We start from the raw sequence: 22,293 nt of genomic DNA on the forward strand, positions 1-22,293 counted from the left end.
GTTTAATCCTGCACTGGTGCCAACACGTTTTTTTTCTTGTTGTAGATGGGCAATGCTACGAGGCTGACAAAGCCCAGAATGATTACCAGGATAGTTTGTGCCACCCAGATAATCCAGCCAAAGGCGAAGCCTATAGCCGAAGGGATGCTGTATATTTCCAGTGTTTTCTGTACCAGCGGCTGATAGGCACCGATACCACCTGGCATAACGATCATGCCTACACTACCGATCATCAGCACGGCGAGGGCGGCACTCATGCCCAGATGGGAGGTTTCCTGCAGACAGAAAAAGCCGATATATACCTGTGACAGGTAGCAGGACCAGATGAGTATAGAGTGAATGATAAACCAGATCTTTTTCTTTTTTTCCATTTTACCGATGGAGAGAAATCCTTCTGTGATGCCTCTTATCAGGTTTTTAACGGTGATGGCTATTTTGGATCTGGCAAAGCGGCGCAGCAACCAGCCCAGGAGTACGATGACTAATGCCAGGACAACAACGCCGATGAGCAGTTGTGTGCCATTGGCATGTGCTATTTTATCCGATACCGGCTGAAAGATCGTTTCATTTACCAGGGAGCCCAGAAGGTCCAGTTGTGTTACAATAGTGAGTACCATCAGGAGGACAAGGCATACCAGGTCTACGGCTCTTTCTGCAATCATGGTACCTACCAGTTTATCGGCTGGTACTTTCTCGTACTGTGCAATGATGCCGCAACGGGTTACCTCACCCAGACGGGGTACGGCGAGATTCACCAGGTAGCCCACCATCACGGCGAAAAAGGTATTGAGGGTGGTCGGCTGATGTCCCAGTGGTTTCATCAGCAGTTTCCAGCGCACGGCGCGGAACCAGTGACTGGCGATACCAATAGTCATGGTCGGAATCAGGAGCCAGTAGTTGGCTTTGCGTAATGCCAGATTGATTTTACCCCACTCATCTGCTTTGATATTCCTGGTGAACAGCCATATCAGTAGCACCCCTATGCCAAAAAAGCAAATAAACTTAATGACGTTCTTAAGCGTTTTGGGCATGATCCAAAGTTATTTTAGGGCGTTAATAAAAAACAGTATACGGGTTTACAGTTTATTCCCTTCTTTCGGGAAAATGGCAATAGGTGTATATTTTTTAGCTTCTTCAAAATCCATTGTGGCATAGGAAATAATGATTACTATGTCACCCGGGGCAACGAGTCGGGCAGCGGGGCCATTCATGCAGATTACACCGGAACCACGTTTACCTTTGATAACATAGGTTTCCAGTCTTTCTCCGTTATTTACGTTCAGTACCTGTACTTTTTCGTACTCAATTAAACCAGCGGCATCCATCAGATCTTCGTCAATCGTAATGCTTCCAACATATTGCAGGTTGGCTTCCGTAACTACCGCGCGGTGAATCTTACACTTTAAAATTTCGATTTGCATAATTTATAACTGGCTTAACGCTGTAAAAAAAGAGCGTTCGCAAAGCTAGGAAAAAAATATGGAAGATCGAACAAGGCATGCAGCAGTAATGCAGTGTTTGCTGAATGCCTTGTCCGGCAGGCTAGAGGCTTCCCTGCAGTATCATGTTGTCGATGAGTCTTACGCCATCCAGCCAGGCGGCAACGGCTGCGATTACTGTAGCATTTCCCGGTGGTTGGTCAAGCGGGTGGAGCATATCACCGTCCAGCTGAAGGATATCCACGTATTCAGGCTCAAAACCCTGTTTTTTCAGGTCGTCAAATGCTTCATGCGCACCTTCCATGAAATGAAGACCTTTCCCGAAGTTATTTTTAATGTGAAGGAGGGCCTGGTAGATGGCTATGGCTTTTTTTCTGGCGGCGGGAGAGAGGCGTGCATTGCGGCTGCTCATGGCCAGACCGTCTTTTTCTCTTTCTGTAGGACAAACCACCAGTTTCACGGGAGAATGGGTGACAACGAGCAGCCGGCGGATGATCAGACATTGCTGCAGATCTTTTTGTCCCATAAAAAGCTGGTCAGGTTGCACAATATCAAGTAACTTGTGAACAATGCGGCCCACGCCCTGGAAATGTCCGGGACGAAATTTGCCTTCAAGGATTGTTTCCAGGTTGCCAAAGTCGTAATGCAGATTACTTTCCAGCCCTTCCGGGTACATTTCTTCTACGGATGGTAAAAAAAGTATATCTGTCGATACGTTATTTAATTTTTTAATATCCTCCTCAATGGTGATGGGATATTTTTCAAAATCTTTTGGATCATTAAATTGAGTTGGATTGACAAAAATGCTGCAAACGACCACATCATTATTTTCCCTGGCGGCCTGAATAAGTGACAGGTGCCCGTCGTGGAGAGCTCCCATAGTGGGCACAAAACCAATGCTTTTGTTGCTTTTTCTTACCAGGTCCAGGTGCTTCTTCAGGTCCGTGCTGCGCTTAAATAGATACATAAATCATTGCTTAAAAGGATGTTAAAACTGACAGATTGGCCAATATTCCGTAAAAAATCCGTAATTTTGCAAGCCAAATTAAAAATTACTGCATTAATAATCAGCGTTAAATGTCCACAAAGAAAAGAATTCTTTTTATTGCCCAAGAGATGTCGCCGTACCTGGAATTGAGTGATTACGCGGCAATGGTCAATAAAATGGCAATTAAGTCCAATGAGGCTGGCCTGGAAGTGAGAGTGATCATGCCTAGATTTGGAATTATTAATGAGAGAAGACACCGTTTGCACGAGGTCGTAAGGTTGTCGGGGATCAACATTGTGATTGACGGGGATGACTACCCGTTGATTATCAAGGTGGCTTCGCTCCCGAATGCCCGGTTGCAGGTTTACTTCCTGGATAATGAAGATTATTTTAAGCGTAAGACTGTGTTTGCCGATGAAAACGAAGAGTTTTTTGACGACAACGCAGCCAGAGCTGTCTTCTTTTGTAAAGGAGCCCTGGAAACGGTGAAGAAATTCGGATGGCCTCCTGACATCATTCATTGCAGTGGCTGGATGACTTCTCTGATACCTATGTATCTGAAAACTGCCTACAAGAAGGAGCCGGTTTTTGCTAACTCAAAAATCATATATTCGTTGACGCCCAATACGTTCAAGGAAAAGTTAGGCACCACCTTTGTTAAGAAGGCCACGATCAGCAACCAGATCAAAGAAAAAGATATGGAGCTGTTTAAGGAAGGTACCAATACTGCATTGAACAGAGGCGCAGCTAAATACGCGGATGCTGTTGTACTTGCCGGTGATAAGCTGGAAAAGAAAGTGGTGGATGAAGTGAAAGCAGAAAAAGGTAAGATCATTTTACCTTATAAAAAAGAGAACGAAGATCTCGGTGATTACCTGCAATTGTACAACCAGTTGCTGGGAAAATAGTTATCTTAAAACATGTTCGGGCAGTTAAAACAATACTCACTAACAACATAACGCGTGAAGATCAATTTCAGGAACCTTAGCTTCTTAGCTACCTATATTACTCTACTGTACGGAGCAACCGGTTGTAACAAATCCACTCTTTTGGGTGGTGGCCTTATTCCTCCAGGCGATTTCGTCAATGCACAGGACACCGTCCTCAATGGTGTTATTGCCAACAACATACTCCGGTATGATTCTACAATTTTAAACGGCAATACTGCCTATGCCAAAATACTGGGTTCCATTACAACAGATCCTGTTTTCGGCAAAACTCACGCTTTCGTATATACGCAGGTGTCTTTGCCTTCGAGTGCCTTCACTTTCGAAGGGGCCGGGCAAACCCTGGATTCAGTAGTGTTGTCACTCAGCTATAATGGCTATACCGGCGACTCTGCTGCACCTCAAACTTTCAGGGTGTACCGTATGGCGGAAAACAAATTTACGATTGATTCCAACTACGCTTATAACAGGGCACTGGCATACAACCCCGGTGAATTACTGGGCCAGGTAACCGTTACACCACTGTCACTCCGTGACTCTGTTAGTGTATATGGCACCAAGGAAACTGCCCAGCTGCGTATTAAACTGAGCACTGCTTTTGGCCAGGACCTGCTGAAGCAGAAATCGGATGGTGCATTTGCTACAGATTCAGCTTTCCGTGCTTACCTGAAAGGTTTTGCCCTGGTACCGGATACCAACCTGGGTACCAACAGGAACATGATTTATCTGAACCTGAATAACAGCAATACCAAACTGACAGTATTTTATAAGAATTCAGAAAAAGATTCACTGCGTGCTACCATGGCATTTAATCAGTATGCCAGCGCACATGCCAACTACTTTACCCGCAATTACAATGGTTCACAGGCCGGCCGGTTCATTAATACCGGCAATCCAAAGGGAGATAGTATCCTGTTCCTGAATGCCAGTCCTGGTTTATATACCAAGCTGACTATACCAGGTCTGGAAAACTTCCCGGCTGTTCTTATCAACAAAGCGGAACTGGTGATTACACAAATAACTTCTGGGGTAAGTGATATGAATAATATATTTATTGAACCAGGAAGCTTATCTTTACGGCAGTATGGAAACGGGGACTCCACCAAAATCCCTATCGATTATTATACGAGTGGCGGTGCAGCCTATTTTGGCGGCAGTCGTCAGGTGATAACCAATTTTGGAGGGATACAGATCGTGCAGTATACCTTTAACCTTGCCAATACGGTACAAAGGTTTATCAAAAAACTCGATACTAATAACGGCTTCAAACTGGAAGGCTATTCTCCACTTTACATGGATGTAAACCGTGTGAAAGCTGGCGGTAGCAATCTATCGCAGTACAACATCAAGCTCAGAATTATTTACACTAAACCATAAAACTACTAATCCCCAGTTTTTTATGCCTTATTTATTTACATCTGAATCCGTTTCAGAAGGACACCCTGATAAAGTAGCCGATCAGATCTCTGACGCTTTGATCGATAATTTTCTGGCATATGACGCGAAATCTAAAGTAGCATGCGAAACGCTTGTAACTACCGGCCAGGTTGTATTGGCAGGAGAGGTGAAGTCTGAAGCCTACCTGGATGTGCAGGATATCGCAAGAGAAGTGATTCGCAAAATAGGTTATACCAAGAGTGAATATATGTTCGAAGCTAATTCATGTGGTATCCTCTCTGCTATTCACGAACAATCGCCTGATATTAATCAGGGCGTTGACCGCAAATCTCCGGAAGAACAAGGTGCCGGTGATCAGGGTATGATGTTCGGTTATGCCACCCGTGAAACAGACAACTATATGCCGCTGGCATTAGACCTGGCGCACAAACTGTTGCTGGAACTGGCAGTACTCCGTCGTGAAAATAATGAAATCAAGTACCTGCGTCCGGATGCAAAATCCCAGGTAACCATTGAATATTCAGATGATAATAAACCGGTAAGAATTGACACTATCGTGATTTCTACCCAGCATGATGATTTTGATGAAGATGAAAAAATGCTGGCTAAGATCAAGGAAGATATGATCAATATCCTGATCCCGCGTGTTAAAAAACAACTGAAACCAGAACTGCAGAAACTATTCGAAGGTTTTGATATCAATCACCACATCAACCCAACCGGTAAATTTGTAATCGGTGGTCCTCATGGTGATACCGGCTTAACCGGCCGTAAAATCATCGTAGATACCTATGGTGGCAAGGGTGCTCATGGTGGTGGTGCTTTCTCTGGTAAAGATCCTTCCAAAGTGGATCGTTCCGCAGCATATGCTACCCGTCATATTGCTAAAAACCTGGTAGCTGCAGGTGTTTGTGATGAAATACTGGTACAGGTATCCTATGCGATCGGTGTAGCTAAACCGTGTGGTATTTATGTAAACACCAGTGGTTCTGCCAAAGTGAAACTGAACGACGGAGAAATTGCAAAGAAAATTGAAGAAATCTTTGACCTGCGTCCTTACGCTATTGAGCAAAGACTGAAACTGCGCAATCCTATCTATAGTGAAACTGCAGCTTATGGTCACATGGGCCGTGAACCTAAAGTAGTTACCAAGGTATTTAACAAAGGCAAGAAACACGAGAAGAGTGTGGAAGTGGAATTGTTTACCTGGGAAAAACTGGACTACGTTGATAAAGTAAAAGCCGCATTTGGTTTATAATCAAAACCAGATGTCAACATTATAACAACAGCCGTTTCAATTTGAAACGGCTGTTGCATTTTATGAGGTGAACATCTTTTGACTTCACCTGTTTTTAATGCAACACGTCCATTTTTTAAAATGTGGAAAAGTTTTTCAGATTTTTTTTAAAAAAGTTCAAAAAAAGTTACATATTATTATTAATAATGCCTTATATTTAATAATAATACGATTGATTGGCCTACGTTTCACGCCCTGTAAGTGGGTGATGGGTTCGTTTATTCTTTTTAGATGATGGTTAGGACACTGGTTTTATTTCTGTAAATGGTTATAAAATTCTCCCGGACATTTTAGTCGATAATATTTCAACAAGGGGGATCGTTATGATGCTGCTTTTATATCCAAAATTCTGGATATTCGCAGCCAGAAATTATAATCTAACCTTTTAATTGTTTCCGGAGATAATTAATCAGGCGCCATTATTCTTTTGAATGACCGAATCCATATCAGAGAAAATCAATTGCAATTACCATTGGGTAGTTGTGAACTTTTTATTGAAACCATATAATTATCTGAAAAACCATGAAGCGCAACACCACCTCACGACTGTCTATGTACACAATCGTATCACTTGCATTGGCTTTTATTTTTACGACTGAGAGCTGTAATAAAGCACAAATAGACGCAGTAAAACCGGGACTTTCAAAGCCCGATACAGCAACTACCGCCAAGCCTCCGGTTAATACAAAAGAAATAGTTCTTGTACCAGACAAAGACGGGCGACTGCTTTTAGACGGAAGCATCTACAAAGCCGGAGATATACTGGCGCTGAAGGGCATATTTACCGCTGTTGTTATCAATAACCTTAAGGGTTCCGCAGCAGCTCCGATTATTGTAAAAAATGCAGCCGGCACTGTTGTTAAAGTAGGTAATCCTGCCTGGAGTGGCGGATCCTGGGCAACGGCGCTTAGTTTCGTAAACTGTCATTATGTGAAAGCCGGAGGTGAAAAATCCAAATCCGATTTCATCATAAGTGGTAGCACACAAGCAGGTAAAGAAGCTTACTTTGACTTGTCTTTAAGTCAGCATACTGATAATTTTGAGATCAGTAATATCACCATACAAAATGGGGGTACCGGTATCTGGGCTAAAACAGATCCATTAAAGGGAGATGCGACTACCTACTATCCGAATTCGTATATGGAAAACCTGTCAATACATGATGTTTCCATTAGTGGTACTAACAATGAAGCCTTTTATATCGGTCATACCGCTCTTTATTGGAACTTAACTGCCAATGCGCCTTATTATGGTGCTCCGGCCGGATTTACACCCGGACAACAGTATGTACAACCCATTAAATGGCGCAATGTTAAGATTTATAATAATGAAGTGGCCAACGGTGGGGCAGATGGTATTCAAACCGCTGCTATTGACAAACTGGAAATATATAGCAACACAGTTACCAACTGGGGTGGTCAGCACAATTCCGGCCATAACGGTGGTATCCTGATAGGAGGGCGTACAACCAATACCAATGTACACGACAACTATGTACATGATGGTTGGGGTGAACTGATTCAGTTTTATGGTTCCGGTGAAAATGGAGCTACCCATATCATTCATAATAATCTCCTGAGAGATAACCAGGGTGACGGTGTAAGCTTAAGAGGAACCGATAATGCAGTTATTAAGATCACAAACAATACCATCGCAAGAGTAGGAGGAGTATCCCTTCGTATTAACGGTTATCAGGGCATGACGGCTGCCCAGATCGTGAATGGCAACGCCTTTATACAACCGCGTGTAAACGGTGGCTCTATTGTGCCGAATGCTTACATTTATACTGAAAACGGAGGTACCTACAAAGAAGGTACAGGTGCAGACATCAACACTAAATTCCCTACAGTGGATGCAGCAGGTGTTGATCCGAACAATTATTACCAGCCATTGGGCACTTCCAAGATACTGACTTCAGGATTCAGGAAAAATTAAGGTCTTATTGATCTACAGGTGAATGTTCCTGATACAGGGCATATCTTATAAACGCAAAGCCGTCCTGGTTATAAGGACGGCTTTTGCTTTTTCCGGACATCACTGAGTTGCCTTCAGATACTCCCACATTAGCTCATTTACTATCTGTGGCTGCTCGTAGTGGGGCATATGCCCGGCGCTGTCTACTTCATGTACTTCTAAAGTTGGGTATAACGTCTTATAAGAACTTAATTTCTCTATGGGGAAGAACGGATCCTGTTTGCCATAGAGCAGCAATATCTTTCCAGGGGCTATTTGTTTTAACAGATACAGTTGGTTCTGATTGAGCATATTCATCCAGGAAGAGTGTGTAAGCCGTTTATATCCACTGAAATTCATGAAGTACTTCAGCCGTTGCGAATAGGTATTAAAGAGTGGTTGGTTCACGAACTCTTTACGTTGATTTTCTACAGAGCGGGGATACCAGTAAGCAGTCATCAGCACATCAGAAATGACAGGTATGCGAAGCAGTTTGCTTGCCTGCAGATCACCACTGGCAGCAGGTCCCAGCAATATTATACGATTGACACGGTCGGGATGTCCGGCAGCATAGTCCAGTCCTATCGGCGCCCCCATGGACATCGCCAGTATATCAAAGGATTGCTGCAGATGGAGGGTATCGAGTAACTGCACCAGTTGTCTTCTGTAAAGACCAAGATCATAAACAGTATTGGGTCTGTCTGAATACCCCCTGCCATAAAGGTCATAAGCCAATATCCTGTAGCCTTTTGACAGGAGATAGGGAATATTGTATTGCCATACCTCCATGCCACTGCTGCCACCACCATGAATCAATACCAGTAGCTTTCCGCTATCGGGACCATATAATTTATAATGCACTAAACCCTGGTCCAGCTGAATGAAATTGCCGGGAGCCTGTTTGCGCGTAGCATCATCCAGTTGGGCGGTTTCCTGGCCGCTTTTAATGAACAGGAAACCAAGACAGGATATAAGTAGTATACAGATAACAGCAGGTAACCACCATCTCTTTAGCCGGCGCATAACTGATTATCTTTTATACTGAAGTAACCATTCATAAATATTCATCCCGTTTTCGCGGTAGGAAGGGTCGTAATACTGTTCCCAGCAACAATGCTTATGATCGCCGGTGGTAAGCTTTGTAAGCCCTGGTTTGTATTTATTCGTACTATCAGCAAACAGCTTGCAGTTTCCGAGGAAAACCGGTTCTTCAGTACCTCCGAAATACCATACGTGGATGTTGTTCTCTGCCGTGATGCGGAAGCTTTTCATATTTTCTGCATCAATAGTGGCAGGAGACATATTGACGGCGGCAGCTACTCTTTTCGCCATTTTTTTATCTGTGACAGCCATACCAACCGACCATCCACCGGCACTATATCCTGTGATATATATGCGGGAGGAGTCAATTGGATACCGCTTCAAAACATCAGAAATCGCTGCATCAAGGTGGTCGGGGCCTAATGACCAGCTGGTGGCAAGTGGCGCCATGACAATAAACTCATATTTTTTTCCATCCACTTTATTTACCGCATCAATATTTTTGCCCTCATGCATTTGCCTGGCAACTCCCTGCCGGAATATTTTAGTAAGATCAGTACCAGCGATACTTCTGCCATGCAAGCAAATCAACAGCGGATATCTCTTCCCGCTTTTAACGTTGTCTGGTAGTTTTAACAGTGCCGGAATATGATGCCATGGTGTTATCTGAACTTCTATCTGCTTAAAAGGTTTCAGATCCTGTCCCGCCAGCACTGCTGTTTGCAGCATCATACCTATAAAAAGGAGTATCTTCATCATTCAATCTTATTTATCAGGCACCCTTGAAGAGCACCTGGTTGCAAACTGCTTTTATTATAAGTGTAACAGAACTTCTTCAAGCGAAGTGCCGATAATTGCTTCTAATGCAATTTTCGATTGCCTCACTTCTCTCTCAAGATTTACTTTACGTACCATTTCTGCATTATAGATGCGATAAGCGTCATTTAATCCTTCTACAGCTGTACCCTGATCACCACCGGAAAATTTCTGTTCAACCTGTTTGTAGTGATTATAGGAATCTTCCAGGAGTGGTAACTGCAGTTCATACAGTTGTTTGTTGGCGGAATAATCTTCGTAAGCACGCAACACTGCTGCTTTTAATGCAAGCTTTTCGCCTTCTTTCTGTTGGTCAAATACCCTTCCGTTTGCTTTTGCTGCCTTTACTTCATTAGGTATGCTAATTAAATTTCCAAGTGGCACCATAATACCAAAGTTGTACCTGGGGTATAAGGTATTATTATTGGAAGTGCCGCTTCCCTTGATGGTAAACTCATTCAGGTTACCGGCTGCTGTAAGCATATTCAACCAACCCGCTTTTGCTCTGTTCTCATCGTATTTTGTGATTTCTTTTTTAATATCCAGTGCTTTGATTTGAGGGTTGTTCATGGCAAGTTCCACCAGTTTTTCTTTCAACCTGCTTACTGTAGGTAAATCGGCCGGCAACCGCAAAATAATACTGGTATCTGCTTTCTGTGCCTGCGCCACAGTACCCGTAATAGCTGCCAATAAAAAGAATAATACACGTTTCATGTTGTGATATTTGGAGATGATAAATACTTTAATTTTATAGAAATTCCGTTAAGTCCGTAATAAAGTAATGCTGATTCTATCAGCCCTGAAGATTCCTGTGCATATATGCTCACCACAATCGCAAACATTACACATATAATCACCAGTGTTAATTGCTTTTCCGTTTCAGTATTGCTTCTGAAATAATTAGCTACCGTATACTGCATTACCAAAAAAATGTTAATGCAAACCAGTATAAGCCCTATATATCCTTGTTCCAGTGCCGTACGCAGGTAGCCGCTATCTGGTGGAAATCCGTCCAGTTCGCTCCCGGAACCCGGTTCACAACTCAGGAAGCCTCCACCTATCGGGTGCGTATAGATGTAGGGCTGAATGCGATGCCTGTTCACATCACGTACATTCAGGGAAGCATCTTCTGATCCGGAGAACGCTGTCCTTATTCTGATAACAGTAGTGTTGCTATGGAAGGGGCCAAACATCACTACCAGGAAGGCAAAAACAAATATTAATGCACCTATAACAGCATTCCTGTTGCGCAGATTTACAAATAACATAATAACCAGACCCATAGGTACCATGACATAGGCGGTACGGGTACCAGAATACCCAAGTGCCATGAATTGCAATACCAGGGATATAAATAGTAATACCTTCTGAAACACCGGTATCATTTTATTTGAACTGGTCAGTAATACAATATTTATAATGCATCCACAGGCCATTATTACACCAAAAACTGCCGGATCAGATACAAATGAAAAGATGCGGATACCGGTGAGGATTATTACAGTTTTAAATTTTTCAGGGTACCTGGCTATGAATGCTTTTTCAAAGGGCATTAAGCCAAACCATTGTTGAACACAGGCATATAGTGCTGCCAATGTTAGTATGATAATCCAGAACTTGAAGAAAATTTTAAGATCATCCATATTCCGGATCATCTTCATCACCAGGTACATGAAAATCATGTTGCGCAGGTATACCCTGGCAAAAGTTGTCCAGCCATGTCTGTCGTGTACATAGGCGGGGTTGAAAAACTGGAGTAAAATAAACCCTGCGTATATGTAAAACGTAATCAATGCCGGATCGCGGAGAAAGTCAACTTTTTTGATACTTTTATCTCCTGATTTTAGAAGACTTCCCAATAAGGTAATTAATACCATGGCGTCTATCAGCACACCTACACTCATTTCTGCACCAGACATTCTCTCCAGCAGCCGGACGGTGAGTGTCACCGTAAGTGCTATATAGTAGCCCGCGCGGTAGTTCAGAATGGAGATCCCCGCCACCGCAATACCAATCGCCAATCCAAGCAGCAGTACTGTATATTTTACGTCCTGAGCACTGATATAAGCGATGGCCGGTACCAATATTACCCAACAGATAATAATAAACAGGCTATAAATATTTTTCTTCGCAAATTCCACTGGCATTGATTTATAAGAATACTATTTTAATAGCCATAGCAATAATTGTTAGCGCTATAAAGGTGACAATCAGCATCTGATGAAGATGTTGGTCTATTGGTTTCTGTTTTGGTAGCTTCCTCATATTAAATTTATATGGGCACTTTTTTTAGATATATGGTACTCTCCGAATTTTCCCGTAAACAGGAAGGTCCATTTTAGTAACAGACATGTTCTGTACACTATAATTGAAAGGAAAATAGATGATGGAATAAGTATCAGCAATAACGCGATACCGTTATCTACACCCAAATACAGCAATACTGCACGCATTAACGCGAAAATACTTACGTGTAACAGGTAAACGTATAGGGAGTAATGGCCTATTACGTTTAAAAATTCCATCTTCCGGATACTGGCGAGCCAGGAAGCCAGTAGTATCACAAACAGGCAACCGTTTAACGCGATGATCATAAAAAGATACAGGTTCATATCCTGGTGATGGAGATAATACCATTGCAGCAAGCCAAAAACGGGTGCCAGCATCAACAGGTTTTTTAGTTTAGCAAATTGTTTTTGTGTTTGCTCCCGTAAAAAATAATCCGCAGCTATATCTCCGATCGCAAAGAAAATATAATGAAGCGCTATATCGTACAGTGTGCTGAATTCCCGCACATAAGGCGCAATACCGAGTAATACCAATCCTGTCAGCAACTGCCATAATTTTTTATTACCAGTGATCCCCGAAACGACCATGTAAAGCATCGTTACATTGAATAGTGCAAATAAATACCAGAGTTGATCCAGTGTTCTCGGTTGCAGGAAAATATTCAGGAAGTCTTTACCCGAACGTTCTGAATTGGTAAACCTGGAAAACACGATCTGCAAACTGATTTGTATTACTGCCCACAACAAGTAGGGATATAATAAAGTATTAATCTTTAAGAATGTAAAATTTTTGACACCTCTTTTCGCGATGCTCTTGCTGAAAAATACGCCGGAGAGCAGAAAGAAAAGTGGCATACGGAAGCTATATAACATATCGTTTATTGCCAGCACATTGTGCGGCAATGAAACACCACGCGCAATCAAGCCATAAGCGATATGCCGGTATACTACCAGTATAATAGCTATGCCTTTTGCATAATCTATCCAGGCATAACGTGATTCATTTTTTTCGGGGCGCAAACTAAAGACGTCATTTTTTTTCTGCAAATTCATAATATCAGGATCATAACTCAATAAAGTCTTCTCTAACATCATTTAAAACGGCTCCAAGGAATTTGTCTCCCAATGATTCCAGGAATTCAGAAGATTCGCGATCAATTTGCTTCATTTTTAAACGGGAAGAGAAAATGGCGATTACACCTTCTGCATAGGCAGACAACTCGCGACTGTCAGTGAAATCATTCAGGGGAGCTCCCTCCATCAAAATATAATCGTAATACTTTTTCAGCTCTTCCAGGTAATTGAGCAGGTGATTAGGAGGCAATATTTCTGACGGTGTATAGTCTCCTCCTTTGCATCCAATAACTTCTATACCAGGGGTGGCGTATGACGTTACTATTTCTCTTACTTTTTCGATACTGAACTCTTCAGGAGTTACAGAGAAATATTCCAGCGTTGGCTTGGCATCCATCTGCACGCTTACGTCATTGTTGCAGAAATTGGTGTCAATTACCAATACTTTTTTATTGCTCAGACTCAGGCTGTGCGCAACTGCCTGCAGGAGGGTAGTTTTACCCTGTTGCGGTTCGGTACTGGTGAAAAGGAAGATCCTCTTGCCACTGTTTTCCAGTTCAAATCTCAGCTTACGTAGTAATTCCCTGAACACGTTCTGTCTTTTAAGCCATTGGGCTTCGTCAGACTTTTTTTGCAATATTTCCAGCAGGTTATATTTCTGCAGATTAGTGTGATTGATAGTGCCAATGAGTTTGAGGTTAGAGGTACGGTTGAAGATGGACGGTGATTTAACCGAATTATCCATAAACTCTTTGAACAATATTCCCATACAGCAAAGCATGAATACCGCAATGCCGGACATACCCATAATTACCAGGCGTTTGGATGATTCGGGGCTGAAGGCAGGCTGACCTTTCAGGGTCTGCCGGAAGTTGTCCTGCGGCACATTACGGTTATCCAGTGCGGAACCCAGTTTTTCCTTCAGTTTATTATACTCATCCTGTGCCAGTACTACTTCCTGCTGCAATGAACCCACTGTTGCTTCTTTGTTGGCGTATGATCCAACAGAGGCACGGAGATTACGGATTTTTCCATCAAGGGTACTGATATTGAGTTTTGATGCGCTCACTTCTGCTTCCAAAGCACCTTTACGTTGAATAAGTTCTTCTTTCGTACTTACTTTACCGTTAGGAGTGGAGGCATCGATCATGGCTTTTTGCAGCTTGCTGCGCTGTGCTTTTATTTTATCTGCCAGGACGTTGTCATTTGAACCTGTCCGGGTATACTCGTCGTTCAGGTCATTGATTTGTTTTCTTAAAGCGATGATGTCGCCGTTTGAATTGGTATAAGCCGGTTTCCCGCTATTCATCTGAGACAGCTGTGTATTCACATTGTCAAGAGAAGCCTGTAAATTGTTATAGTTAGCTCTTTCATCTGACACAGATTTTTCGAACTGTTTAATCAGGTCCCATTCATTGCCGCTGGCTGTTTCCACATTCAATACGCCCTGTGCTGTTTTATAGCCCCGCAGCGCCTCTATTTTCTGATCCAGTTCCTGTTTCTTCTGATTTACGAGCGCCTCAAAAGTTTCCACGTTTTCTACCGAGCGTTCAGAACGGGAGCTGCGGTAGAAGCGTAAAAATTCTTTATAAAGCATATTTACGGTATAGGCCGATAATTCAGGGTTTTCTGAGTAACAGTTGATGTTAATGTAGTCGGTTCTTGACAAACGGCCTGCAAACAACATTTTGCGGATGGATTCAAAGTCGTACTTGTACAGCTTCATAAATTCCAGCACTTTCCGTTCTTCAGGAATAGAAGAAGAAAGTATTTGCAGGGAATCGCTTTTCAGCCGGCAAATGCGGAGGATATCTTCCTTGTTGGCGCTTTTATATTCCGGCTTATTCAGCTCTTTTTCAGTAAGGTGTCTGAATGGTTTATTGGTAGAAAGATCATGTATCATCAGGTCGCAGGCAAGGAGGCCTATCACCAGAGGAGAGTTCATGGTCTCAATAACGTTATCGAACTTTACATCTGCTTCAAACAGGTTTAAATTCTCATCACGCAGCTTGATCTGCTCGTTGGTGGTAAACCCGGTGGCCATCTGTGCTGTAGAAGCATACAGTTTAGGTTTGCCGATCGTAAAGGCCAATGCTCCAGCTATTGCAGCAATGGTGCTGAACAGTATCCACCACTTCTTTTTTAGTAACGCCTTTATAAAATACACGATATCCATATAGAAATTTTCCTTTAACTACGTTTTAATATGATATACAAGGTGGAAGTACGCGTTGTTGCATACATGCCATGTTCCCGGTATGGTAACTGGAAGATCAGAGGAGATGGTAAAAAAATAAGAGAGTTTCAGGCAATCGGCCGGAAAGCTTCTTTTGGTTTTGTCGGAGGATGAGGTTACAGAAGAGATATCCGGGGCATAGTTAGTCCTGGTATATCCGGTTAGAGTCCAAAGGTAAAAGATTATATTAAAAGACACTTTATTTTTAAGCGAAACATAAAAATTACTTGGTAATCGCTCAAGTTTAAGGGGTAACGTAACAGATTATAAAAAAAGACCGTTCAGGAATATTCCCTGGAACGGTCTTTTTTTATAATCTGTTGTACTACTTATTGTTACTTTTTCATGAGTTTAACGCTCTTTGATTCACCGGTAGAAGAAGTGATTTTCAGTATATACATGCCGGTTATGTTAACAAACCGCTGTGTATCGATCCTGATGAGATTTCTACCTTCAGGTACACCTTTTCTCATTTCACGGTAGAGCATCTTTCCAGTCATGTCACTTATTTCTATCAGCATAGTAGCTGCTGGTTTCTGCAGTGTCACGTCAACGGCCAGATTATCTACGAAAGGATTAGGGTATACATTTGCCTGCAGGTTGGCTTTAATCGCCATGTTATTGCCTGATACGGCAGTGATTGGATTGTTGCCCATTACCTGCTTATTATTGGCAAGATTACCTGGCGTATTTGGCGTAACATCTATTTCCATTGCGTTCAGATAGCCTACCTGTCCACCGGTTGGTATACTTAAGGTAAACGCAATTTCACCGTTTGCATCTGCAGTGAGATTGATAAAGTCAGCTGTATTGGCTGTATTATTCTGTACGTTCAGTGTTTTGCTTACACCATTAACGGTGAACTGTGTGCTGCCGTTATCTGGCTGCGGTGCCCACCATTTGCTGCTGGACATGAACTTGATAACATAAGTGGTATTGGCACTCAATCCGGTTAAATGTCCGTGCATGGCAGGAGCGCCGGTGAAGAAACCTGATAATGAACCAAAGTAAAGGTATTGACTGAGTACTACGTCCGGATACACACCGCTGTTGTTGCCGGTAGTGGTGCCTTCAACACCTGCAGCCCACCAGCTTTCGTCAAAGTTCAGTCCGATACCGGTAGCCAGTCCCTGATCATTTTTAAGATTAGCGGTAGTGCTGCCGGAAATGTTGTTCCATGGAGCCGGAGCACTTGCATTGAGCATGAAGTTCAATAACAGTTTGTAACTGCCACCGGAACCAGCCGGCGGATTCACTGTAATGTTGAACGTGGTGGTGTCTGCTGCGCCATAAGAATCTCTGGCAATTACGCTTACATTGTTATAAGCGCCTGCATTGTTGATGGCCGGGGCCACCGCAAGAGATACACTACCGCCAGATTGTACCAGTGTTACAAAGGAAGGAAGATTCAATGTACTGTATGTGATCGGATCACCGTCGACATCGGTTGCCGTAACGGGGATATTCAGACTAGTACCTGCATCCAGGCTTTGATTGCTGATATCAGTTATAGAAGGGGCGTGATTATTAGTAGGTTGCTGAGTACCTCCTGCATCCACTTCTATAGCATTCAGGTAACCTACCTGTCCGCCGGAAGGAATGCTCAATGTAAATACGATCTCTCCGCTGGCATTTGGTGTCAGGTTCGCGAAGGTAACTACATTGGTGGTGTTATTTTGTACATACAATGTCTGGCTCACTCCATTAATGGTAAACTTAGTGCTGCCGTTATCTGGCTGCGGTGCCCACCATTTACTGCTGGAGAAGAATTTCACGGTAAATGATTTGCCTGGTTCCAGACCTGTCAGGTGACCAGTCATGGTGGGAGCTCCGGTGAAGAAGCCGGCCAGTGAACCAAAGTACAGGTAGTCGTTCATTACAGCATCAGGGTATACACCACTGTTATTGCCGGTAGTAGCGCCTTCGCCATTTGTTGCCCACCAGGTTTCGTCAAACTTCAATCCTGCGGCAGTAGTTTGTCCCTTGTCATTTTTCAGCGCGGTGGTAAGACTGCCGGTAATATTATTCCATGGTGCCGGTGCTGTACTGTTTTGTTTTATACTCAGGAACAGTTTGTAGCCAGAGGTATCTCCGCCTGCAGGAGCATTTACGGTAAGGTTAAAACTGGAAGTATCACTGTTACCATGTGTATCAGTACCAATAACTCCTATGTTGTTAAACTGACCTGTATTGTTGGTAGCAGGGGATGCCAGCAGGTAAACGTTACCCGGAGATTGTACCACCGTAACAAATGATGGCAGGTTATAGCCGGCATAAGTGATGGCATCATTTTCAGGATCAGTACCACTAACCGTTACGTGCAGGGTATCGCCGGCTACCATTGTTCTATTGGCAATCGTTGCAATTACAGGTGGGTGATTTACCACAGCGGTATCACCTGCGCCGCCTGCATTCAGCTCCATGGCATTCAGATAGCCTACCTGGCCACCTGCAGGGACACTGAGTGTGAATTTAATTTCACCATTGGCATCTGTCGTCAGGTTTTCAAAAACAGCCGTGTTAGTACTATTGTTTTGAACGTTCAATGATTTGGTCACACCATTGATAGTATACTGGGTACTACCATTGTCTGGTTGTGGTGCCCACCATTTGCTGCTGGAGAAGAATTTAATGGAATATGTCCTGTTTGTTTCCAGTCCGGTTATATGCCCGTGCATAGCAGGAGCCCCTGTAAAGAAACCAGGCAATGAACCAAAGTACAGGTACTCACTCATCACTGCATCAGGATATACACCGCTGTTGTTGCCGGTGTTTGCACCTTCTGTACCGGCAGCCCACCAGGTTTCATCAAAGGTTAAGCCTGCGCTGGTTACCTGACCATTATCGTCTTTCAGCCCTGTGGTAGTGGTGCTGGAAATATTGTTCCATGGAGCCGGTGCATTGTTATTCAGCTTGAAGTTCAGGAACAGCTTGTAGTTCGGCGTTGGTTTATCAACTACTGTTAATACAAAGCTGCGGATATCTATTCCACCCTGGTTGTCCTTGGCCTGTACCTTAATGGTATAGGTGCCAGAGGCTCCGTATCCCGGTTGTACCGTGATGCGGCAGGTATCATTCTGGCTCAGTAGCGTTGCAAAAGATGGCAACTGTATAGCTGTCCAGGTAAAGGTATTACCAGGGTTCAGGTCACTCAGACTTAGTTTGATAGTCCTTGTAGCGCCTTCATCCGCACTCTGTGCAGGGATAGAATCTATTACCGGTGGATAGTTATCGTTTACCACGAGGTTAAAGAGGGTCGTATCGCTGCCACCATTATTATCTTTAGCTATTACACCCACACCGTTATAAGTACCCTGTTGTGCAGCTGTTGGTGCAATATTCAAGGTCGTAATTCCTGCATTCAGCTGCAATGAAACGAATGCCGGTGCATTATACAAACTGAAAGTAACAGGATCGTTATCCGGATCCGTGGCAGCTACCGGTATGTTTTGGGTAGTACCGTAACGGATGGTCTGACTGGTGATATCAGTTATTACCGGTGCATTATTCAGTGATTTTGCTTTCACGGCAGGGGTAAAGATGGAGTAACCACCTTCTCCATATGCTCTTACTTTATAGTATGCTACGGTGTTGGCAACCAGAGAAGAGTCAGAGAAAGTTCCCTGTCCGGATACAACGGCGCCCAATGTTTTCAGCACGCTGAAATGAGTGCTGTCATTTAATGAGCGTTGTACTTCGTAAGCAGTTTCAATAGCAGAATTGTCTGTCCAGGTTAATTTCACGATCTGCGTGGAAATAGCCAGGGTAGCCAGATTGGTAGGTACTGCCGGTGGCAGTGGTTTAGCGGCTGTTGTTGCATTGGCAACAGCAGTATAGGCAGATTCACCGTAGGTACCGATTGCCCTGATCTTATAGTAATAAGCAGTGCTGGCCAGTAATGCAGTATCTGTGTAACTAACGGCATTGGCAGCCGCAGTAGCTACTATGGTATATGTTCCTCCACTGGATGTACTTCTGTAAATTTCAAACCCTGTTTCATTATTGCTTTTATCTGTCCAGGTCAGGTTTAACTTGCTGTAGTTATTCACTGCTACGGCCAAACCTGTAGGGGCAGTTGGTGCGGTACCATTTACTATTGAAGTATCAATAAACGCGTCAGACGGTATTAATTGCCTGGTAGATATACCTGCTGCGGTGCTGGTCCAGTAAACTTCCATAGTTGCACCGCCGCCTCCCTGGAAGTAGGTTACTGTAATAGGATAAACCCCTGCACTCACAGTTACTGTTCCTGATGCAAATTGTGCACCATGTGCGCCGTCATTATTTACAGTAGCAATAGCTAAACTGGAATACGTTTTATTGAAATATAATTTACTGCCATCGTCTGAATTTGTTTCAAACTTATAGGAGCCTGTTACTGGTATACGGATATAGCCAGTCCACATCAGCGCATAATTGGTGGCGGTACCAGCTGGTACTACTGTCAGATCCGGGATATAGGATTTACCTGTTTGCGCCGGTGTAAGTGTAGTAAAGTTCGGAAGGGTTGTCCATGTACCATTGTAGAGCTTATAAGAAAGGTTTGCTTTCTTGGTTCTTATGGTAACCTGGTTACTGGGTGTAGAGGATTTTCCCGACACGTCTTTCGACTTCACATAGAAATTATACAGGGTACCATCTGCGAGTCCTGTTACGGTAGCTGTCAGCACATTGCCAACAGATGTTTTCAGCACATTGTTAGCATAGACATCATAACCTGCAATACCTGCATCATCAGTAGCGGCCGTCCATGTTAAAACAACCTGATTGTTTGTAAAGCTGGTTATTACCAATGAAGGAGGGGCAGAAGGAGCAGAACTGTCTAATGCTGTAGTACCTTTCACTTCCGCAGATAGCGGTCCTGCAGCATAGTCATTTACCGGGCGTACCCTGTAGAAATAGTTGGTATTAGGTGTCAGGTTAATATCCGTAAAAGTAACAACGTTGGCGTTGTTTTTTCCTACGAGTGTATATGGCCCACCAGCCTGTGTAGCTCTGTAAATTTCAAAGTATTTTTCATTATAAGCTGGTGTAGCATTTTCTACCCACGACAGTGCGATCTGTGTTTTGGTAAAGCTGTTTACTGCCAGGCTACTGATAGGATCCGGTGCATTAATACCGGTGCTGCCAACTACTCTGAATGTATCAGAATAAGCGCCTATACAATTGCTTGGCGATTTTACACGTACCACATAAGCACCAATGGTGGAAGTAGTTAAGGTATTGGTGGTACCGATTACGGTAGCACTGCCTGCGCGCAGCCATTCATATGCATCCATGCCTGCGGGCACTTGTAAGGTAATATTGGTGGTACCATCCGGAGCCGGCAAAACATTGCTGACAAGGGCCGGAGAAGTGGTAATAACCGGTGCCGGCGTAGCTGGTCTGTAGCTGATCACCAGTGGGGCAGGAGACCATCCGGTCCAGCCATTTGGTAATTGTGCTCTTACCCTGTAACTACCCGGGGTAGTCACTACAATAGAATTTGCGGTACCTGTAGAGATAGTCGCGCCATCTTTTTGCCACTCGTATTGTTGATATCCGGGAGATATACCAATGGTAATTGTCTGGCCGGGACAGAAGGTCGCAGAACCAAATAACGGGTATGGATTAAGCCTGTTAGCCCTTAGCATAAACGGTGTAAAATCCGTTTCATTCCAGGCATCTATCCAGGTATTGTGAGCATCGTTGGGATAAGTAGTGAGTTTGAAATTACTGCCCGCCGCCTGTATCTGGTCTACTACCTGGTTGGTAGTATAAGGGGCAGGATTGCCATCCAGTCCACCCTGGAACAACCACATAGGTATGAACTTGTAGGTGTCGATGTGATTGGCGTAATCCAGTGCCATGGCACTCATTGGCAGTGATGCCGCTGTTAATTGCGGATAGCGCATGGTAAATTCCCAGGTAGCCCATCCACCACCAGACAATCCGTTTACGGTTAAACGATCGGGATCGCCTTTGGCACTGGTAACTATTGAATCTATTACTTCTTTCAGATTATCATAATCATTAGCACCCCAGAAGCCGCCCTGGCTTTGGGGATATATCAGGTATCCATCAAATGTTCCATTATCAACACGACTCATCCATGTTTGTCCACCCCACAATAAATGATACTCATTATCGTAAATGGTTCCTTTTTCACCTACGCCATGGAAGAATAGATAAATGGGATACTTCTTACCGTCATTTACCCCAGGAACGTATGTCTTAGGGAATTTAAGACGAAACGCCATGTTCTTATAAATGTAGCATTTATAAGAATCGGTGTTGTAACTCATCCTGACTGTTCTCACCCATTTTGTGATCTTATCATACTGGGGCGCAGCAGGGGGATTATTGGCATTGTAAGTGATAACCGGATCACTTGGATTGAGTGCAGACTGCGCATAAATGTTGGGAGCGCATAGCCAGATGAGCACAAAGAGGAGTAAGCGGTGTAAAGTTCGATTCATGGAAATACGTTATGTTATGTGACCCCCGGTTATTGTTTTGATAACCACAGGAAAATAAGATATAACAAGCACCTTCCCGGAAATCCGGAAATACTTGTAGTTCAGAGGAGATGGAAAAAATTAATTCCTACTTTGGATATTAATCCAATAGAGGTGGGGCTTTGTCGAAGGATAAGGTATTGGAATATTACTGCTGATCAAAAACTATTCACTGTGAATGGTGTATCCTAAATTCGGCTCATTTGACAATTAATGAATTGGTGACATAAAGTTAGAACAGCTGCTAAATTAAATAACTGTTTATATATATTAAGATTTTTTTTGCAAACGGTCGTTTTTGGTTGGTAAACGCAAATGT

At 43.4% G+C, this 22,293-nt stretch carries 14 protein-coding genes; 4 read left to right on the forward strand and 10 right to left on the reverse strand.

Translation table 11 applies throughout. The annotated features are described in order from the left end of the window. Positions 1–2 precede the first annotated feature (2 nt). The 3 genes from AB4Z08_RS27575 to panC form a co-directional block, all read right to left on the reverse strand. Entirely contained in the window at positions 3–1,031 is a 1,029-nt protein-coding gene (locus AB4Z08_RS27575; protein ID WP_441577012.1) for a lysylphosphatidylglycerol synthase transmembrane domain-containing protein, read from the reverse strand. A 45-nt stretch (positions 1,032–1,076) separates the two neighbouring features. Continuing rightward, positions 1,077–1,421: an aspartate 1-decarboxylase gene (gene panD, locus AB4Z08_RS27580; protein ID WP_133811105.1), complete on the reverse strand. Its 345-nt coding sequence runs from the start codon at positions 1,419–1,421 to the stop codon at positions 1,077–1,079. Between the two features lie 121 nt (positions 1,422–1,542). Then, positions 1,543–2,406, reverse strand: coding sequence for a pantoate--beta-alanine ligase (panC, locus tag AB4Z08_RS27585; protein ID WP_441577013.1), 864 nt, complete (start codon positions 2,404–2,406; stop codon positions 1,543–1,545). 110 nt (positions 2,407–2,516) lie between these two features. On the opposite strand from panC, the gene AB4Z08_RS27590 reads away from it, so the two are divergent. The 4 genes from AB4Z08_RS27590 (at position 2,517) to AB4Z08_RS27605 (ending at position 8,004) form a co-directional block, all read left to right on the forward strand. After that, positions 2,517–3,335 carry a glycogen/starch synthase gene (locus AB4Z08_RS27590; RefSeq protein WP_133811107.1) on the forward strand — a complete coding sequence of 273 codons (819 nt, stop codon included), beginning with the start codon at positions 2,517–2,519 and terminating at the stop codon, positions 3,333–3,335. A 54-nt stretch (positions 3,336–3,389) separates the two neighbouring features. After that, the gene (locus tag AB4Z08_RS27595) at positions 3,390–4,751 is read left to right on the forward strand and encodes a DUF4270 family protein (RefSeq protein WP_441577014.1); all 1,362 of its coding nucleotides are present in this window, start codon (positions 3,390–3,392) and stop codon (positions 4,749–4,751) included. A 22-nt stretch (positions 4,752–4,773) separates the two neighbouring features. After that, positions 4,774–6,030, forward strand: a complete 1,257-nt coding sequence (metK, locus tag AB4Z08_RS27600) for a methionine adenosyltransferase (RefSeq protein WP_441577015.1) — start codon at positions 4,774–4,776, stop codon at positions 6,028–6,030. Between the two features lie 561 nt (positions 6,031–6,591). Next, entirely contained in the window at positions 6,592–8,004 is a 1,413-nt protein-coding gene (locus tag AB4Z08_RS27605; RefSeq protein WP_441577016.1) for a right-handed parallel beta-helix repeat-containing protein, read from the forward strand. Positions 8,005–8,103: 99 nt separating this feature from the next. On the opposite strand, the gene AB4Z08_RS27610 is transcribed toward AB4Z08_RS27605, so the two are convergent. The 7 genes from AB4Z08_RS27610 to AB4Z08_RS27640 form a co-directional block, all read right to left on the reverse strand. Beyond that, the gene (locus tag AB4Z08_RS27610; RefSeq protein ID WP_441577017.1) at positions 8,104–9,045 is read right to left on the reverse strand and encodes an alpha/beta fold hydrolase; all 942 of its coding nucleotides are present in this window, start codon (positions 9,043–9,045) and stop codon (positions 8,104–8,106) included. A 6-nt stretch (positions 9,046–9,051) separates the two neighbouring features. After that, on the reverse strand, positions 9,052–9,822 hold the full coding sequence (locus AB4Z08_RS27615; RefSeq protein ID WP_441577018.1) for a prolyl oligopeptidase family serine peptidase: 771 nt from the start codon (positions 9,820–9,822) through the stop codon (positions 9,052–9,054). A gap of 54 nt (positions 9,823–9,876) precedes the next feature. Beyond that, positions 9,877–10,593, reverse strand: a complete 717-nt coding sequence (locus AB4Z08_RS27620; RefSeq protein ID WP_441577019.1) for a TolC family protein — start codon at positions 10,591–10,593, stop codon at positions 9,877–9,879. Then, the gene (locus AB4Z08_RS27625; protein ID WP_441577020.1) at positions 10,590–12,026 is read right to left on the reverse strand and encodes an O-antigen ligase family protein; all 1,437 of its coding nucleotides are present in this window, start codon (positions 12,024–12,026) and stop codon (positions 10,590–10,592) included. The genes AB4Z08_RS27620 and AB4Z08_RS27625 overlap by 4 nt, the downstream gene beginning before the upstream one ends. Before the next feature lie 114 nt (positions 12,027–12,140). Continuing rightward, on the reverse strand, positions 12,141–13,220 hold the full coding sequence (locus tag AB4Z08_RS27630) for an acyltransferase family protein (RefSeq protein ID WP_441577021.1): 1,080 nt from the start codon (positions 13,218–13,220) through the stop codon (positions 12,141–12,143). 10 nt (positions 13,221–13,230) lie between these two features. Further along, positions 13,231–15,417, reverse strand: coding sequence for a GumC family protein (locus tag AB4Z08_RS27635; protein WP_441577022.1), 2,187 nt, complete (start codon positions 15,415–15,417; stop codon positions 13,231–13,233). 395 nt (positions 15,418–15,812) lie between these two features. Further along, positions 15,813–21,935 carry a fibronectin type III domain-containing protein gene (locus AB4Z08_RS27640; protein ID WP_441577023.1) on the reverse strand — a complete coding sequence of 2,041 codons (6,123 nt, stop codon included), beginning with the start codon at positions 21,933–21,935 and terminating at the stop codon, positions 15,813–15,815. Positions 21,936–22,293: the final 358 nt, after the last annotated feature.

Origin of the sequence: Chitinophaga sp. RAB17, from assembly GCF_052114225.1 — a bacterium.
Classification (GTDB): domain Bacteria; phylum Bacteroidota; class Bacteroidia; order Chitinophagales; family Chitinophagaceae; genus Chitinophaga.